We start from the raw sequence: 19,871 nt of genomic DNA, 5'->3' as shown, positions 1-19,871 counted from the left end.
CTCTCTGCATTCAGGCAGAGGGGGAGCCTTTTGTTATGGCATGCGTATTTTTGCGGAAATCTAGCGGGGCCTGGTGATAGTACTTTTTGAATTGATGATAGAAATGGCTGACATTCTCAAAGCCGGATTCCAGGGCGATTTCGACCACACGCAGTTCAGTAGTAAGTAATAGATTACGTGCCACGTTGAGCCTAAGTTGATTGATATATTCTGTCGGTGTCTGGTTCAAATACTGGCGGAAGGCCCGGTTGACATGACCGGCACTTCTGCCCGACAACTCGTACAGGGTATGAAGACCTTTGTTCAGGTTTTCTTTTAGATGCATCTTGGAAACGGCATGTTCGAGCCACAATGGGAATTCAGGCTGCTCGATGGTTTCTGGAGAGAAAAAATGCTGGGTAAGTGTATCTACGAGTATTCCTTTCAGATAAATCCTGGACTTTACTTTGTCTAAGGTAGAGAGCATTCGGATACGGTCAAAAGCACGAATGAAATCATCCATCTCCAGTTGAGATAGCATGGCGATTCTAGGAAGCGGAGTATTTAATAGCCCGTGCAGGAATTCTTCTTCATTCAGGTAACTAAAGGCATCATTAATGAGGCTTTTTCGGCAGGGAATATTGAGAAAGCGGCAATCGTTATCCCCGTCAGCTTCATAGTGATGAGTATCATCGGGCCGGATGAAGACGAGGCAGCCAGATTGAAGAAGCTGGGTAGCCCCGTTGACAATATGCCGGCATCGGCCTTCAGTGAGTATAAAAAATTCATAAAAATCATGCGTATGTTCTGGGGATACCTGACTCAGAGATTCTACCCAGAAGGGATCAGCTAGCAATTCGGGGTTGATGTGGCTTGCCTCGGTGTATTTGATCATGCTCTTCCTCCAGCGTTTGATGATGTTAAAATAGCACACTATTTTTGCGAACACAATAGAAGAAATGTATACATATTTCTGTTAAGATTTTAATACAAGAAGTCAAAATAGCACATCTGTGGAGGCGAAAATATGCAACTTATCGATCTAAATGGAAAATGGAAAATGAAACGGCTTGATGAACCAAATTGGCTGGAAGCCAGTGTACCAGGCTCTGTCTACCATGATATGTTGAACGCCGGAGCAATGCCAGATCCGTTCTACCGCGAGCAGGAGCATGAGGTTCTGGAACTGTCCAATTATGATTACGAATATCAGCGTACCTTTCAGCTGGAGGCGGGAGTGCTAGAGCATGACCACATCTTTCTGCTGTGTGAAGGGCTGGATACGCTTTGTGAGCTTTACCTGAATGGAACGAATATTCTGAATAGTGACAATATGCACCGGACCTATGAAGTGGATATTAAGTCTGTATTGATACCCGGTGAGAATATCATTCATGCTATTTTCCGCTCCCCCGTAGAGTTTACCCTCAGGAAGCAAGCGGAGTTGCCGCTTAGTGGATGTGCTGATGCGGTAGAGGGGATATCTCATCTGCGCAAAGCGCACTCCATGTTTGGCTGGGATTGGGGTCCGAAGCTGCCTGATCTGGGAATCTGGCGGAGTCTCTCTATTCAGGGTTATAACAGCGCCCGCCTTGAGGATGTTTATATTACACAATTTCATGAGAAGGATAAGGTCACGCTGGATGTTCGAGTTAGGACAGCGAGCTGGCTGGAGGCTGATCGGGAGATTGTGGTTAAAGTTCATTCACCAGCGGGTCAAATTCGGGAGCAACGTGTAATTGAGACTATTGGAACAGATCATCATATTACACTGGAAATTACCGAGCCAGAGCTGTGGTGGCCGAATAATCTCGGTGCTCAGCCGCTGTACAATGTAGAGGTTGTACTTGAGGAAAAGGCGCAGGAGTTAGATCGCAGAGAACTGCGGATTGGACTCAGAACCATTACGGTGAAGCAGGAAGAAGACCAGTGGGGAGAATCATTTGCATTTGAAGTTAACGGTGTGCTTATTTTCTCTACAGGTGCTGACTATATTCTGGAGGACAATCTTCTGCCGCGTGTGACTAGGGAGCGTACAGATCGCTTGCTTCAAAGCTGTGTGGCTGCCAATTTCAATACGATTCGTGTATGGGGTGGCGGATATTACCCGGATGATTATTTCTATGATCTCTGCGATGAATATGGTCTTATCGTCTGGCAGGATCATCTCTATGCGTGCGGCATCTATGCCTTGACCGAGGCTTTCGAGGAGAATATCACGAAAGAGACCATTGATAACATGAAACGTCTTCGCCATCATGCTTCGTTAGGCTTGTGGTGCGGAAACAATGAGCAGGAGATGGCTTGGGACGAATGGAACTGGGAGAAGCAGTACTCTCTACAGCTTAAGGCGGATTATATTAAGCAATACGAGGTGCTTCTACCGGCAATCGCTAAACAAATTGATCCAAATACCTTCTACTGGCGGGCTTCACCATCCTCCAAGGGCAGCTTTGATAAGCCGAATGACGAGAATTACGGAGATATGCATTACTGGGGTGTCTGGCATGGGAAGGAGCCATTTACTGATTACCGGAAGCTATATCCGCGCTATATGTCTGAATTCGGGCTACAGTCCTTTCCGGGCTTGAAGACCATCGAAACGTTCACGTTGCCGGAGGATCGTAATATCTTCTCTTATGTTATGGAGTCTCATCAGAAGAACAATACCGGGAATGAGAAAATTCTCTACTATATCGGAGAGACCTACAAATATCCGAAAGATTTCGAGTCTGTGCTATATGCCTCGCAGCTGATTCAGGCAGAAGGGATGCGCTGCGGCGTTGAGCACTGGCGCAGACATAGAGGTCGCTGTATGGGTGCATTGTATTGGCAGTTGAACGACTGCTGGCCGGTAGCTTCTTGGTCCAGTATCGACTATTATGGCCGGTGGAAGGCTATGCATTATGCGGCTAAACACTTCTTCGCGCCGATCCTTGTTTCTGCCCATGAGGAAGGAACGAAGGTCTCCCTTCATGTCTCTAACGAAAGCAGAGAACAAGTTATTGGTGAACTGAGTTGGAGACTGCTCACTGCGACATCTGAGGTCTTACTGGAAGGCACAAAGCCAGTGGAGATTGCCGCATTAAGTACTGCTGAGTTCGAACAGCTTGATTTCGGTCACATATTGGATACGAAAGGGAAGAAACGTGAGACTTATCTGGAATACGCTTTTGAGGTAGACGGGGAGAGGAAGAGCGGCGGAACGGTCCTGTTTGTTAAGCCGAAGCATTTTAGCTTCGTTGACCCTGAGCTTGATGCGGTGCTTACCGAGGAAGAAGAACAATTCATAATTACTGTGAAGGCCAAGACCTATGCTCGTTTCGTCGGCTTAGACTTCAAGGAAAGAGATGCCATCTTCAGCGACAACTATTTTGATATGTCGGGTGGTACAACTAGGAGTATTACCATCGCTAAAAAAGATCTCGACAAGCCAGCTACGGTGGAGGAACTTCGTGCACAGCTTACTGTACACTCCGTATTTGATATTTAAATAGGAGGATTCACAGGAAGTAGGCCCTTAACTTGGGCCTCTTTTTTTATGTATTTTTTTTACTATAGCCGCTAATAATCATTTATTGTTTTGCAAAGCTTAATAACATGAAATTGAATTTTTTATAGATCAATATTTTACTAATGAAGGTATAGATATTCAGATTGTATCCCCTTCCAATTATCTTTAAAATAGACTTCAAACAGCAAGATCTGAAAAGAAGAGTAGGAGGATATTATGAGTATTTATTATGATGACAGCCGCAAGGTATTTCATTTACAGTCTGAGCAATCCAGCTACATTATTGAACTCGTCAGAGGTGAGCTTCCAGCGCATGTTTATTGGGGTCCTAAATTAGAGGGAATAGTGCAAGCGCTGAATTTGGTGGAACGTTGCTCCTTTAGCCCGACCTACACGATGGAGGATAAAAAAATCTCCCTCGACACCCTTCCAAGTGAATTTCCGTCTTATGGAAACGGCGATTTCCGTGAACCCGCGCTTGAGGTTCATTTAGTAGATGGTACGAGCGTTACAAATTTCCTGTATAAGAGCCATAAGATTAATAAAGGAAAACCTGCATTAAAGGGTTTGCCATCCACCTATGTTGAAAGCGAAGCAGAAGCAGAGACACTGGAACTGTATCTTCAGGATGACAAAACGGGATTGATTGCTGTATTAAGCTACACTGTATTTAATGATCAGGATGTAATCACACGTTCCGTGCGAATTGAGAATCAGGGTAAGGATAATGTAGTACTGAAACGTGTATTAAGCGCAAATGTTGATTTCCATGATTCGGAATATGACATGTTGCAATTATCTGGGACTTGGACGAGAGAACGCCATATCTATAAAAGACCACTTGTACCTGGTATCCACCGAATTGACAGTAAACGCGGTGCCAGTAGTTCCACGCAGAATCCGTTTATGGCCTTGCTTGCAAAAGATGCAACAGAGGATCATGGTGAAGTATACGGGTTCAGCCTTGTGTACAGTGGAAGCTTTCTTGCGCAAGCGGAAGTGGATCCATACGGGATTTCCAGAGTGGGCATCGGCATTCAACCGTTTAATTTTCAATGGTTGCTTGAACCGGGAGAATCTTTCCAGGCTCCTGAAGCAGTGCTGGTAAGATCCAGTCAAGGACTTGGTGGATTATCAAGAACATACCACCGTCTGTATCGGACCCGGTTATGCAGAGGTGAATTCCGTGATCGGAAGCGCCCTATTCTCATCAACAACTGGGAAGCGACCTATTTTAATTTCAACGCAGATAAAATCAAAGAAATTGCTCAAGCAGGCAAAGACCTTGGCCTTGAACTGTTTGTCTTAGATGACGGGTGGTTTGGGAAACGAGACAATGATGATAGCTCCCTCGGAGATTGGGTAGAGGATCGCAACAAGCTTCCGGAAGGTCTCGGAAAACTCGGGGAAGACATTACGGCAATGGGCATGGAATTCGGATTATGGTTCGAACCGGAAATGGTATCGCCAGAAAGCGATCTTTATCGTGAGCATCCGGACTGGTGTCTTCATGTACCAGGTCACAAAAGAACGTTAGCCCGCCAGCAGCTTGTACTGGATTTATCCCGTAAGGATGTATGTGATTATATTGTGGATTCGGTTAGCTCTGTGCTGTCATCGGCTCCGATTACTTATGTGAAATGGGATATGAACCGGAATATGACGGAGATTGGATCTGCTCTTCTTCCTGCAGAACGTCAACGCGAAACAGCTCACCGTTATATTCTTGGACTTTATGATGTGCTGGAACGTATCGTCACCCGTTTCCCTCATATTCTGTTCGAAAGCTGCTCTGGCGGTGGCGGACGATATGATCCAGGAATGCTGTACTATATGCCACAGACCTGGACCAGTGATGACTCGGATGCGATTGAAAGATTGAAGATCCAATATGGAACAAGCATGGTGTACCCTGCAAGCTCTATGTGTGCTCACGTATCGGCTGTTCCTAACCATCAGGTGCACCGTATCACCCCATTGGAAACACGAGGTCATGTTGCGATGTCTGGTAACTTCGGCTACGAACTAGATATGACCAAGCTCACTGAAGCTGAACGCGAAGATATCCGTAAGCAGGTTTCTGAGTACAAAGAACTGAGAATGCTGATTCAATTCGGAGATTTCTATCGACTGCTTAGTCCATTTGAAGGCAATCAGACGGCGTGGATGTTTGTTTCGGAGGATAAAAAAGAAGCTTTTGCCACATATTTCAGAGTTCTGGCTGAGCCTAATGCTCCTCTCCGCAGATTGCGGTTGAAAGGACTCGACCCCGCTAAGAATTACAAACTTGAGTTTAATGGTGAAGTGTATAGAGGGGATGAGCTGATGCACTTCGGACTCACTCTTCCACAGCTTGAGGGCGATTTCAAAAGTTTGCTATTTGTACTCAAAGAGGTTTAATAAAAAGAGGAGCAAGCCACGGGTTTGCTCCTTTTTTATATGAATTAATTTTCGAAAAATACATGTTTGGTGAGGAACGCTAGATCCTGTTCGCGGTAAGTCGAAGGGTTGACCCCAAAATAGGACCGGAAAACCTTTCCGAAATAGCTGGCATTATCAAATCCGGTTTCCGTCGCAATCTGGTTGATACTCAAATCTGTTGTTTTAAGTTTAGAAGCTGCTAACTCAATCCTCCGTCTTTTTAAATACTCAAAGGGTGAAAGATTGATGTTTTTTTGAAATAGTCTGCAAAGATGATGCTTGGAAACGCCAATATGAGCGGCAACATCGTCTAAGCTTAGATTATTATTATGCAGATTATCCTTCATGAATTGAATTGCGGCGTGAAGCTTGTCATTTTTTATATAGGTAGTTAATAAATTTGGTTTCCTAAGGTATTTCTCCATGGACAAGATCCACTGAAAGACTTTTCCCGTTAAAAGATGCAAATCTCTTTCTTCATGAACCTGAATGTCCTTGAATGTATTCCACAATAAATCTATTGAAACCGATTCCTGAGGGAGTTCTACAATGGGACCGCAATGAGCAGCGAGCTGGTTCCAAAGTGAAATCGCTAAAGGCCCCCGTAGATTGAGCCATAAAACTTCCCAAGGCTCGGTGCCTTCTTCCGGATAATAGTACCTGTGTATGCTGGGGACAGTCACTAAAAAAGCTTTGCCCTTCGTTAACCGATGAACAACCCCATCTATTTCAATTCTACCTTCTCCCGATAATGTGTATTGAAAAATAACACAACTTCTCTCCGTCCGGTTCTGGCCGTTGAATGAATAGGCAGGTGAATCGAGTAGTTCCCAGCCGATAGAATCAAACAGAAGCATGGAAGCTTCTTCTTCCGAGCGAAAGGTGTAGGAGGAACGGTACATTAGCAACTTTCCTTTCTAAAAAAAGCTTTTGAGAACAGATCAATAATTTACTACTGTTGTTTACTCTATCAAAGTGTAAGCTTTTTTCGTTCTCTGTTCAATCTCTGTTGAATACGCAAGCCTCAGCTCTAAAAAATAAGAGCTGGTGTGGTGGGGGAAATTACCTCACCTTTTTTGTTGCTTAAAATTCCCGATTACGCATATAATACAAACAAGTGTTCTTATTTTTATGGAGGCGATCGCATGCAAATCAGCATCGGCCAAATAATTGAAATTATATATCTGGATAAAGCGAGAAATATCAGCCAGCGAAAAATTGAAATACACAGTATCCGTGACGGCCGCATACGAGCAAGCTGTCTGACTACAGGGACGCCCCGCATGTTCTTGGCAGCAAATATTCTTTCATGGCAACCCGTGCAGGAACAACGTCATGCCTAAGAATCGCGTCATTCTACTGTCTGATTGCCAGGCATTTTACGCCTCTGTGGAGAAAGCTGCCCACCCTGAATTTCGAGATAAACCTGTTGCAGTAGGGGATCCAACAAGAATGAACGGGATTGTGCTGGCAGCCTGCCCGCTTGCAAAAGCGAAGGGGGTAACAACGGCCTCGCGTGTAGGTGAAGCTTTAGCAAAATGCCCGGAGCTAATCGTAATAAGGCCCCGCATGGGGACTTACATTAAAGTATCACTCTTGATATCAGAGATTTACCGAACATATACCGATCTGGTAGAACCCTACAGTATCGATGAGCAGTTTCTGGATGTCACAGGATCCCTTGCGTATTTCGGAGGATCGCTGCAGGACATGATTCATAAAATTCAGCACCATGTATTACTTTCGACGGGAGTCTGGACACGGGTAGGTATTGGATCTACTAAGGTTATGGCAAAGATGGCGACAGATAACTACGCCAAGAAGATGAAGGATGGGATATATGAACTTTCTTTTGACCAATTAGAGACGACCCTTTGGAAACTTCCGGTGCAGGATATGTTTATGGTAGCGTCTAGAATGACCAAGAATTTTTGGCGTATGGGTATATCCACAATTGGAGACATTGCGCGAATGGAACTGTCAGAGTTTAAGCAACGAATGCGAACCACCATGGGTAAGCAAAGTGATATTCAAGCGGAATATTATTGGCAAACTGCGCGCGGGCTGGATCCTAGTCCAGTGGTCACAGGAATGCGCCATCAGATCAAATCTGTGGGACACGGCAAGGCTCTTCGCTGGAATTTATACACCCGGCATACAGATATTGAGGTTGTGCTGCTTGAACTCGTCATTGAAGTATGCCAGCGAGCCCGGCGGTATGGTTATATGGGATCGGTAGTTTCTATTTCAGTTTTAGAGACGGACGGAGAGCGTTCAAACGCTTACGAGCGTCAGATGACATTGCCCGAACCGACATCACTAACACACGAAGTAGCTGCTGCTGCGCAAAAATTATTTGCAGACAACTGGTCTGGCCTTCCCGTAGGTCGATTAGCGATTTCCTTGTCTAACCTATCAGATGATAGCGTCATCCAACTTACACTCTTTGATGACAGGGTTCGGGCTTACAACAAAGAACGTGCAATCGATCAAATAAAAGCCCGTTATGGCAGTAAAGCTCTAATCAGAGCTTCATCTATGCTGGAATCCGGTGTTGCCTTAGAAAGAGCTGAACAGATTGGAGGTCACTATAAATGAGTAAACTTGAGGGTAATGAGCGCTGGAAAACGAAAATGATCATGACCGAACATGTTGAGCAGTACGAGGAACAGCAGCGTGTGAACCCAGATAAAATGATAACTATGGAGGAGCGTACGATGGTTCGAGATCTCATTTTGCTTCCCTATATAGATACCATGGTTAGCAAGAGCTTGAAAGAGATCGAGCCCTCCAGCAACATTCTTAAACGCGCCTATTTGATGGCTGGGCAAGCCATTCAACGCCGGATCATGCAGGATACTTATCGGCTGCAAAAAGAGCTGAAACAGCGGAATATCAGGGTGCTGGCAGATGAACAGGAGGAATTCTTGGTGTATTACAAAATCTTTTGCCGGGGATATCAGGAACGCTTTGGATTAACCCGAGATGTTATGCGTACAGAGATAAGCTTAAGGTTGACGAAATACACTGCTGAACTAGGAGCAATATTAAAAGATCACTTGAAATAAAACAAGGCTTTGTCAGGGATTATTACTGGCGTGGTCTTGTTTTATGTGAACCAGAAATTAATCCCGGAGATCTTCTTCTGATGGAATAATCGCCCAGGGATATGATAAGCTCATGTAGAGTTATCATATCCCTAAACAGAGGAGGGAAATCTATGAGCCGTTTGATCACAGGGAACACTTATTATGGATTTCAGGTCGTTAATGAGGAATTTATCCGGGAGAACGAATCCAACGTATTCACGCTGGAGCATCTGAAGAGCGGCGCCAGGCTGCTGTTCGTGCAGAATCAGGATGACAACAAGGTATTTAGCATAAGCTTCAGGACCCCGCCTGAAGATAGTACGGGGGTCTTTCATATTTTGGAGCATTCCGTATTATGTGGTTCAGAGAAATATCCGGTCAAGGAACCTTTTGTAGAACTACTGAAAGGTTCAATGCAGACGTTCCTGAACGCATTTACGTTTGGGGATAAGACGATGTATCCAGTAGCGAGCCGGAACGATCAGGACTTCTCCAATTTGGTGGAGGTTTATCTGGATAGTGTTTTTCAACCGAATATTTATAAGCAACAAGAAATTTTTGAGCAAGAAGGCTGGCATTACGAGCTTCAGCATTCCGAAGATGAGTTAATCTATAAAGGCGTGGTTTATAACGAGATGAAGGGTTCATATTCCTCGCCGACTACGGTTTTGATGGACCGAATCAAAAAATCATTATATCTGGATACGATTTACCGCCATTCCTCAGGTGGAGATCCACAGGAGATTCCTGCGCTAACGTATGAGCAGTTTCTTAGAGCGCACAGCAATTATTATCATCCGTCCAACAGTTATTTTTATCTCTACGGAGACGTTAATATTGAAGAAAAGCTGCAATTTATAGACCAGGAATATCTCAGTCATTATGAACATAACAGCTTCGATACTTCCATTCCCCTACAACAGCCCATTGGAATGACGGAGCTGGTAGCAGATTATCCGATTCTGGAAGCAGAAGCAGCCACAGACAAAACTTATTTGAGTCTAAATTATGTGATTGGAGAGTCTACAGATCGGGAGCTGAACCTCTCCTTTGATATTTTAAAAAGCATGCTGATGGACAGCAACGCAGCTCCGCTCAAGCAAGCCTTGCTCGAAAGCGGACTGGGCAAAGACGCGTTTGCTTTTTATTCCGACAGTATGGTTCAACCGCTGCTTGGTATTACGCTGACGCATTCCAATGCTTCCTCCAAAGATGCCTTCGTGGAGCTGGTGAAGACTACATTAAAGCGTTTGGCGGAGGACGGACTAGATGAGAAGCTGGTGCTGGCAGCGGTCAACAGTAAGGAATTTGAACTGCGGGAAGCGGACTTTAACCAGTATCCGAAGGGGCTTACTTACAATATCGAAGTGATGAAGTCCTGGCTCTATGACGGTCAGCCGACTACTCACATGTGCTATGAAGAGGTGCTCACGGCCATTCGGGAAAAGCTTGCGGACCGTTATTTTGAGAAGCTGATTGAGGACTATTTGCTGAACAGTGATCATTGCAGTGTGGTGGTACTGAACCCGTCCAAGACGATCGCAGCGGAAAAGGAAGCATCCACTCAGCATCGGTTGAGTGAATACAAAGCGTCACTGCAACCAGATCAGTTGGAGCAGCTTGTTCAGAGTACACAGCATCTTCTGGCGCGGCAGAGTCGTGCGGATGCAGCCGAAGATTTACAGAAGCTACCAAGCTTGTCTTTACAGGATATTAACCGCAGCGTAGAACCTCAGGTGCCGACCCATGAACAAACCCATGAGGACATAAAGGTGATCCACCATGAGGTAGCTACCCATAAGATTGCCTACTGCAAGTTTTATTGGGATACGGGTGCTATAGCTCCTGAACGAATTCCTTATTTGGTGCTATTGGCAGAGGTATTGGGCCAAATGGAGACTGCCTCTTACGCTATTAAAGAGCTCACCAGTGAAATCGGGATCAAAACCGGGGGCATAACTTTCAGAAATGAGCTGTTTGGCGCTGCAAAAGCTGCGGGGGCGGGTTATCAGCCTAAATTCTCTGCGCTGGTGAAGGTGATGGCGGGGCATATTGGTGAATCACTGGACCTACTGCGAGAGATACTCTATACAAGTGCGCTCGACAATCTGACTAAGCTGCAGGAAATCGTCCGCCGGGAAGCCTCGCAGATGGAATCGATTCTGAATCAAAGAGGGAATGAGATTGCGGCCAGCCGCCTGATGTCCTATTTCTCGGATATGGGAGCATATCAGGAACAACAGGGCGGCGTTACTTATTACCGCTTTATACGGGAGCTTGCCGAGACGTTCGATCAGCAGGGAGCTCAAGTAGCAGACATACTGAAGGACATTTGTGGGGATTTGTTCAATAAAAACAATCTGATCATCAGCGTGACGGGAACACCTGACTTGTATGAAGAATTCGTCGCTAATGCAGCGAAGCTGGGTATCCAGGATCGGCCAGTAGTAAATAGGCCTAAGATTACGGCGCAGGGACATGCGGACAATGAAGGATTCATGTCTTCCAGCCAGGTGCAATATGTGGTTAAGGGATACGACTTTACTAAACTAGGATTCACATATTCAGGGAAAATGCAGGTGCTCAAGAAAATCATGAGTCTTACCTATCTGTGGAATGCCGTGCGTGTGAAGGGTGGTGCGTATGGCGGGAACCTGGTTCTGCGCAGAGATGGGATGATGATGTTCACTTCCTACCGTGATCCGAATTTGCAGGAGACGCTGGAGGTTTATGATCAGGCGTACCGCTTTGTTGAGGGATATGAAGCAGATTCCGACGAGATGACCAAAGCAATTATCGGCACCTTGTCCATGCTGGATCAGCCGCTGAGTCCCAGTGCACAGGGACGGCGGGCGGACAGACATTATTTTGAACAGGTGATGGAGGCCGAGATGCAGCAAGAACGGGATGAAATCTTGTCGACAACACCGGAAGATATCAGACAGTACACCGATTTACTTAAGGCTGTGACGGAACAAAATTATTTCACGGTGGTCGGCAATGCTTCAAAGCTGAAATCGTCAAAAGCATTATTCGGAAGTTTAGAGGAGCTTGTGAAGTAACAAGAGGTATGAATTACTGAACACCTTCAAGAGAATGGCATCATGTCGTTAGACTTAAACATGAGGCCATCTTTGGAGGTGTTTTTGTTCTACTTTCTAACATAATCCGAAGACTCACGAATGATGAGCTCGGAATCCAATTTAAAGACTCTATTACCCTGAAATTCATTTTGCTTCATCTGATCAATAAACTTCTCAACTAGGAGCGCACCCATTGTATATATGGGCTGATTTACTGAACTCAGCGTGGGCGTCAGGTATTTACTAATTCGGTTATTATCGACACCAACGATTGCTATATCTTGAGGAATCCGCAGATTTTTTTCGCGGCAGGCTTTATAGACACCTAACGCCATCTCATCATTGGCCGCATATACAGCGGTGAAAGAAATTCCTTTTAATAGTAGACGCGTCATGGCCTCATAACCGCTGTCTTCATTGAAATTACCATTCTCAATAAGCTCTGGCCGGAAGGGAATTTGGTGTTCGCTTAATCCTTTTAGATATCCATCTAGACGTTCATAACTGTCTGTGGAATCGGGATATCCATTTAAATACACAATATCCTTATGGCCATTTTGTACCAAATGGTTTATAACGGTTCTAGAAATTTTCACATTATCTGTATAGATGCAGGGAACTAAATCATGCTCAATATGCTTACCAATGACCCCGATATTATAGCCCTTCTCAGCAAAATCAATAATTTCCTTTTCACTAAGTTGGGTGGTATTTAAGATCATGCCATCTACCGTTCGATCTGTTAAAAAGGTTAGATATTCCAGTTCCTTTTCCTTTGAATTCTCAGCATCGCAAATAATCACTTTATACTTTCTGGCATAAGCCATGTTCTCAATCCCTTTAACGATCTGAGCAAAATAGGCCGAATTAATATCCGGAACTATGATACCAATCGTTGAGGTTTTTTGACTACGTAAATTTTTGGCGGCAGCATTAGGATGGTAGTGTAATTCATCGATCGCTCGAAGTACTTTTTCCTTTGTTTCAGGATTGACGTGAACGATACCATTTAAGACTCGGGAAACTGTAGCAGGGGAGACACCGGCTTTTGCCGCTACATCGCTTATTTTAATATCCATTTGATTCCACTTTCTGAATTATGATTTGACAATCAATTTATAATATGATTATAATTTATCATGAAAACGATTTCAAGGTGATCTTCATCTTATTATTTAGACTAGAGAGGGATAGGGATTCCTCAGAAGACGTAGTTTAGAGTGAGATTAACCATTGGCTGCGGTATCATTTTTGAAAGGTATGACTTTCAGTTTTTTATGAAATCGATTTCATGAAATATAAAGATAGAGTTTCTATAATTTCTAAAGGTGGTGATGGAGTTATCAGTAGATGACTCTAAATAATTAAGTTTTGCAATCGTTTACAAAATTGAATGTGGAGGATATCACGTGAAAAAGCGAAGTATGCTGCTCTTTTTGATTATTACTATTTTAGCCGGGAATCTTGTTTATTTCTCTACGCCTGCTGAAGCTGCTGCTATGCCGCAAGAAGACAATACATCAGTTAGTACAGCTCTTTCTTCAGATACTCTGCTGTACCAAGACTTCGAGTTGGGCAATGGTTTTTCAAGTCCAAAAGCGACGGTAACTGCTGAGAAAAATAGAGATCACATTGCGAACCAGAATGGCAATACGAGCATGAAAATGGTATCTACGACTGGGGGGGACTGGCCAAACAATACGCAGAACTATGTTGACATCATTCCTGGAAACGGGTCCTCTATGGATGTAAGTGCTTATAAATATTTAATTTATTACATAAAGGATATTGAGAAAAGTGGAAATATGGAGCTCACGCTAACGGATTCAAATGGTCGGACAACAAATCTCTGGACAGACGATAAATCCGTCAGTGGAGAGTGGACAAAAATTATTGTGCCGTTTAGTTCTTTTGATTCTGCAAGTAAATTGGATTTAAGCAAGGTGGCGAAAGTTACCATCGGCCAATGGGACAAGCATACACTTTATATTGACGATATGTATTTTGCGATGAATAAGGAAGATATCTTACCGGGTTTTATTAGTAAGAAACCAGAGGTAAAGATAGAGTGGTACCAGAACTTTGAGAACAAAAAAGGGTTCGTGGAAGCCTCAGGAGTTACAGCCACTGTAGATACGTTATCTTCCAATGAATATGGAAAGAACAGCCTCAAAGTAACCATTGCAGAAAGTAGCCAAGCTCAATCTGCGCATCATGTGACCATTACGCCGCAGTTGTTAGGTGCATCTTTAGATCCTGCTGATTCGAACAATTTTGGGGAACATTTTGATGCTACAAATTATGAATACCTGATCTTTTATGTTTACGATGCTGTCGGAGGTAATCCGGTTAACGTAACCCTCAAAGATGTGGGAGGGAAGAGTTGGACTCCAGCCATAGATACACTCACGCTGAAGGATCAATGGAAGCGTGTGGTGGTGAATCTTGATAAATCCATAATCAATGCTAAACAGATTAACGGTATCCAATTAGGCTCAACTCAAAAAGGGACCTACTATTATGATGAACTCTATTTTGCATCTAGTGACACCGCTCAAGTTCCAGGTTTTGGATTTACTACGCTAGTCTATAGGGCCGTGGGAGCGGATTTAATTCCTTATCAGAATGGAGTGCCTCTTGCTTCATTTGAAAAGCAGAAGGATCGTGATTATCTGTCTTTAAACGGGGAATGGAGTAAGCAGCGGGTAACTGTGAATTCAGCATTATCGGCAGCGCCAAGAGACGCCGCAGGCATCTCCGCTATCGAAGCTGAAAGTGGGAATCGCTTCGCTGCGCAATACGACGACTCCACTTGGGGGAACAAAACGTTACCTATGCCTGAGAATGACCGAATGAAGCCGGGAGCGGATAAGGAAGTCACTGAGAATGACTCCTTTGAAGATTATCAAGGCGCAGTCTGGTACCGAAAACATGTTGAACCCGATGCATCTTGGGCCGGGCAAAATGTGAAGTTATCCTTTTTGGGCGTTAACTATTTTGCGGACGTGTGGGTGAATGGAGTATATGCGGGTGGCCATGCTGGCGGTTATACCCCTTTTGGACTCGATGTCAGTTCGTTATTAAAATACGGTGAGGATAATGTAATTGCCGTACGGGTAGACAATCCGAAATGGGACTTCTTCAGTAAAGGTGAAATCCTGCCTTATGTGAAGTCAGACTGGTTCAACTATACCGGTGTGTTACGTGATATTTATCTGGAAGCCTCTGATGAAGTGTATGTGGTGAGAAGTGATATTAAACCGCTTAATGCACAAGGGGATCTGGATATCTCGACCATTCTAAACAATAAACGAGTAGGATCAGACGCTAATGTAGATTTAACTTATGAGGTGTTTGAGGCCAAGCTAACGGATTCGAATCAATCCAGTGATTTCGCCGAGGATCTGATCAGTGGGGCTGCTGTAGCTTCGACAGTACAGTCTGTCAGAGTCAAGGCTGAATCGGCTGGATTGGCTCATTTGAAGCTGCAGGTACCTAATCCGAAATTATGGAGTCCAGCAGAACCTAATCTGTATGTTTTAAAAGTTACAAAGAAGTTGGCAGACGGAACGTCTGAGTCCTATTATTCGCAATTTGGGATTCGCACATTGAGCACAGAAGGCGCAATTATTATGCTTAATGGGAAGCCCGCACCGTTCTTAGTAGGTATGGGTAGAAGCGAAGACAGCTTTGATAAAGGACCTTCCTTAACACATGAGGAACTCTATAAGGACTTCTCGATCATCAAGAATCAATTTAACGCAAACTTTGTGCGAACGGGCCATCTACCGAGTCATATCAATTCGTATATGTATACGGATCGTTTAGGACTAGCCGTTTGGCAGGAAATCCCGGCCTTCTGGTTCTCCGATGATGGATTTAACGGTACAAGACAAACTGGAATGGCTAAGCAAATGTTCAGTGAAATGATTTACAGCAACTATAACAGACCTTCGGTTTGGTTCGATGGAACGACAAATGAATCAGGCGGGAATTTAACGCGAATTAACTATATCCAAGATTTATACGATACTGCGTATGAGATTGATGGGACTAGATTAGTTGCGCAATCTGCAGTATCCAACAAATACATGGGGCAGGACGATAACACCCATACGGTTGCCGATATCGTCGGAATGACGATGTATTATGGGATTTTCTATGGTGAAAATGCAGATATGGAAACGAGACAATCCATAGAAGATCTGCATGCGATGTATCCGGATAAGCCGATTCTTGCTACAGAGTATGGTTATTGGTCCGGTCCAGATGGTGCGCAAGGTGATAAACAAGTGCAATTCTTTAATTCAACCTTTAATGCCTTCGCTAGTAAAGCAACGGTAAATGAGGATGGCACTCCGAATCCGAACGGTATATTCAGCGGAGCGGCTTGGTGGACAGCCTTCAACTGGTACTCTAATGTGGACGATGATGGAGGACATATTCAATCCATGGGTCTGATGCATATGAACCGGGAGGACAAGAAAAAATTAACGGATATTTTATCCGAACGTTATGGTCGATATACGAACAAATCTGTAGAGCCCCTACCTGTAGGTCTAAGTGATTTCTATCAGAACTTTGAATCGGGGAATTTCTATTCCGTTGGGCCTAACGGCAAAGCTGTGGTTTCGAAAGAATCTGCGAATGTGAATGGAATGAAATCTGTTCAATGGACCGTAACGGATTCTACCTATTTGGCAGTAGCACCTGCAGATGGGATGTTCTCCAAAGACTTGACGTATGCTAATTATTTGAATTTGTATATGAAAGCAGATCAAGGGAATGTACCTCCGGTGGGCGTTACGCTAGTCGACACGGACGGGAAATCCTGGAGCGGGATAGCTCGCGAAACAGCCGTTAAGGATGGCTGGTCGAGATTAACCCTGCCACTTGGTTCTGTTGTTAAAGGAATCAACAACCTTTCTGTTAAAGAGATTCGACTTGAACTCAGTCAACCCGGTGTTTATTATGTGGATGATTTTTATCTTACGACCTATGAGAATGATCCATTGCCAGTGCTTAATCCCATGGGAATTACGAAATGGTATCAGAACTTGGAGGATAACGCTGAAGCTGCTGTGATCGCTGGCAGCAATACTACAACAACTATAGAGAAAGAACACCCACCATATTCAAATGGGATATCGAGTGTACGGATGGAAATTACGGGTGAAGGTGGGTATCCAGGTCGGTCAGATCGTAACGTAACCTTGCTGCCTCAAGAAGGAAGTTTCTTTGATTCAACCGGTTATGATTATCTTAGCTTTTATGTAAAGGATATGAGTAAGAAGGGGAACACCGTCAATGTTGTCTTGCAAGATGCGAATGGTGTCATCGCAGATGGCTGGACAGAGAATGCGGGCATAGGCGGGACATGGACAAAGGTGTCAATAAACCTGAGAAAAATAGTGAGCAATGGACTCGATTTCTCGAAGATTACAAGTATTTCACTCGGTGAATGGAATCCAGGGGTATATTATTTTGACGATTTGTTTTTTGCACAATATGCCACAGATGGTATTCCAGCTGAACCCTCTACCGACAAGACGTTGACCTCATTGTCTATCACTGGGCCATCTACGATGTATTTGGGTGAAGCAGATCAACAAATGAGGCTGATAGCTAACTATAATGATAATACAACGGTAGATGTTACCGCTGAAGCAAAGTTTACTAGTAGTAATTCAGAAGTAGCAACTGTATCTAATACGGGATTGATAAGAGCAATCTCAGCAGGTAGCGCAGAGATTAAGGCAGAGTTCGAAGATCAGGCCGCCTTGCTTAACTTAACAGTACAGGCTACTAAAGAACCGCTGGGAATTCTAACGGGATCCGCAGAAGTTACAGGAGGCCAGTCTTTAGATTTAACGTTTAAGCTGGTGGGTGTAAGAGAAAGTGTATATCTGAAAGAAGTGACTTTCAATTATGACCCAGCGCATTTGAAATTTGTTCAAGTGGATTCCTTGATCGATGGGGTAAGCGTTGATACGCAAACGGATGAATCTGGCATTGTAAAGGTTCAGCTAACGAGCACAGACCCATCTTTTATTCCTAGGGAGACAGGTGACTTACTGAAAATACTTTTCCAGACGGAGCCTGTTGCTGAGAACACTACAAGTTCTATAGCTCCAGTGAATGTTTTAGTGAGCGATCTAGATGGAAGCGAAATGAAGCTGTCTGCCGCACCTCTATATCAGGTACGGATTAATAAATTGTCTGTAGATAAATCGTCATTAATCTCAATAATAGATGTTGCTCAAGCTAAGGTAGCGGCAGCTGTAGTAGGGACTGTACCAGGGCAATATTCGCAAGCTGCGGTGGATAGATTAAATCAGGCGATCCAACTAGCACAGGTCGTTGCGAGCAATAATCAAATCTCTCAAATACAAGTAGATCAAGCGCTGGTGGACCTGAAGAAGGAAATAGAGGTTTTTGCAGCTTCCGTGATCACCGCACCACCAGCTGTGAATGACAATATCCATGACAATGACAAGGGGTCACAAACGTCTAATTCGACGATTAAGACAGGGCTGATTGAAATGGCGTTACAGCCGAATATGAGTGTAGTGAAAGTAATTGAGGCTGATTTCCAGAAGGGTGTAAAAACAATCGTGGATGGAAACTTAACCATTCAGGTGATTTCTGAACTTCCTTTCAATACAGTAACCGTTAAACTACCAGCTAAAGAAATTGCAGGCTCCATTGCAACAGGTGATCTGAAACAGCTTACGCTGAATATAGGTCTTGCTTCAGTGAAGCTATCCAAAGAGCAGTTATTGGAGCTTATTGGAGATCATGGTAAAGAACTTACGCTGACCGTACGACTAGCAAATCCCTCTGAGCTTTCTGGCGCGATGCAGAAGAAGTTTGGTTCGAATCCTGTACTAGACTTTACGTTTCAGGTAGATGGAACAACGATTAAGATCTTTAAGGCGAAGCACGGACTAACCCTGGCCTTGCCATATACAATCAACAACGATGAGAAGCCCGAGAATATGGTTGCCTACTACATTAATGATGCTGGAAATGTGGAAGTGATTCGACACAGCAGATATGATGCACAAGCAAAGGCAATCGTGTTTGAAACGAATCATTTCAGCTATTATGCTGCGGCTTATGCGGGGTCATCCTTCAGAGATATCGAAAAGCTGGCTTGGGCAAAAGCGAGTATCGAGGCCTTGGCAGCAAGAGAAATTGTGAAGGGGACAGAGGAGTCCAGATTTAATCCTGATGTTACAGTGACACGTGCAGAGTTTGTGAAAATGCTAATGCTTACCTTGAACCTCAAGGTAGAGCGTACCTCAAGCAGCTTCACAGATGTTAAGGCAGACGCATGGTATGCGGACTATATTGGTTCCGCACAAGTGCTCGGCATTGTGGAAGGCAAGCCAGATGGCAGTTTTGGTATCCATGATCCGATTTCAAGACAAGATATTTCGGTGATGACCTATAGAGCGGCCCAATTGGCAGGAACTCATTTTGAGGGTGGAGAAGTGAATTTTACCGATGGAAATCTCATCTCTGAGTACGCCAAGGCAGCAGTCAGTGCTATGCAAAAAGCAGAGATATTAACAGGATTTACCGACGGTAGTTTTGCACCTCGCGCCCAAGCAACACGTGCGCAGGGAGCAGTTATGATCTATAAGTTATTGAACCGATAAGGAAACTATAAAGGATCATCTATAGCACTCCATTTCAGTACCTGTCTACTCGACGGGTGCTGGAGAGGAGTTTTTTTAATTTAGTTAGAACCTTGACAGTTAGGGTTCTAACTATTATGAT

Annotated in this window: 10 protein-coding genes; 7 read left to right on the top strand and 3 right to left on the bottom strand. The window is 44.2% G+C overall.

Annotation, left to right across the window (positions count from 1 at the left end):
* Window positions 1-10 precede the first annotated feature (10 nt).
* Window positions 11-874: a helix-turn-helix domain-containing protein gene (locus tag M2444_RS08460; RefSeq protein WP_094876933.1), complete on the bottom strand. Its 864-nt coding sequence runs from the start codon at window positions 872-874 to the stop codon at window positions 11-13.
* 132 nt (window positions 875-1,006) lie between these two features.
* On the opposite strand from M2444_RS08460, the gene M2444_RS08455 reads away from it, so the two are divergent.
* Entirely contained in the window at window positions 1,007-3,472 is a 2,466-nt protein-coding gene (locus tag M2444_RS08455; RefSeq protein WP_280786713.1) for a beta-mannosidase, read from the top strand.
* A gap of 237 nt (window positions 3,473-3,709) precedes the next feature.
* Entirely contained in the window at window positions 3,710-5,893 is a 2,184-nt protein-coding gene (locus tag M2444_RS08450) for an alpha-galactosidase (protein WP_094876935.1), read from the top strand.
* Window positions 5,894-5,937: 44 nt separating this feature from the next.
* Here M2444_RS08450 and M2444_RS08445 read toward each other — a convergent pair whose 3' ends face one another.
* Window positions 5,938-6,816, bottom strand: a complete 879-nt coding sequence (locus tag M2444_RS08445; protein WP_094869478.1) for a helix-turn-helix transcriptional regulator — start codon at window positions 6,814-6,816, stop codon at window positions 5,938-5,940.
* A 243-nt stretch (window positions 6,817-7,059) separates the two neighbouring features.
* Here M2444_RS08445 and M2444_RS08440 point away from each other — a divergent pair, with 243 nt between their 5' ends.
* The 4 genes from M2444_RS08440 to M2444_RS08425 all read left to right on the top strand — a co-directional run bounded on the left by M2444_RS08440 (window position 7,060) and on the right by M2444_RS08425 (window position 12,065).
* On the top strand, window positions 7,060-7,257 hold the full coding sequence (locus tag M2444_RS08440) for a hypothetical protein (protein ID WP_280786712.1): 198 nt from the start codon (window positions 7,060-7,062) through the stop codon (window positions 7,255-7,257).
* Entirely contained in the window at window positions 7,250-8,512 is a 1,263-nt protein-coding gene (locus tag M2444_RS08435) for a DNA polymerase IV (RefSeq protein WP_280786711.1), read from the top strand. Before M2444_RS08440 ends, M2444_RS08435 begins: the two co-directional genes overlap by 8 nt.
* Window positions 8,509-8,982, top strand: coding sequence for a YhjD family protein (locus M2444_RS08430; RefSeq protein WP_094869475.1), 474 nt, complete (start codon window positions 8,509-8,511; stop codon window positions 8,980-8,982). The genes M2444_RS08435 and M2444_RS08430 overlap by 4 nt, the downstream gene beginning before the upstream one ends.
* Window positions 8,983-9,134: 152 nt before the next feature.
* Window positions 9,135-12,065, top strand: coding sequence for an insulinase family protein (locus M2444_RS08425; protein WP_280786710.1), 2,931 nt, complete (start codon window positions 9,135-9,137; stop codon window positions 12,063-12,065).
* 89 nt (window positions 12,066-12,154) lie between these two features.
* On the opposite strand, the gene M2444_RS08420 is transcribed toward M2444_RS08425, so the two are convergent.
* Window positions 12,155-13,165 carry a LacI family DNA-binding transcriptional regulator gene (locus M2444_RS08420; protein ID WP_280786709.1) on the bottom strand — a complete coding sequence of 337 codons (1,011 nt, stop codon included), beginning with the start codon at window positions 13,163-13,165 and terminating at the stop codon, window positions 12,155-12,157.
* 330 nt (window positions 13,166-13,495) lie between these two features.
* Between M2444_RS08420 and M2444_RS08415 the strand changes: the two genes are divergently transcribed.
* Complete coding sequence (locus M2444_RS08415; protein ID WP_280786708.1) at window positions 13,496-19,750, top strand: S-layer homology domain-containing protein; 6,255 nt, start codon at window positions 13,496-13,498, stop codon at window positions 19,748-19,750.
* Window positions 19,751-19,871: the final 121 nt, after the last annotated feature.

The organism is Paenibacillus sp. PastF-3 (genome assembly GCF_029893135.1).
GTDB classification, from domain to species: domain Bacteria; phylum Bacillota; class Bacilli; order Paenibacillales; family Paenibacillaceae; genus Paenibacillus_AQ; species Paenibacillus_AQ nitricinens.
Note: the sequence above shows the minus strand (reverse complement) of the source record. Positions and strands in the feature narration are given on the sequence as shown.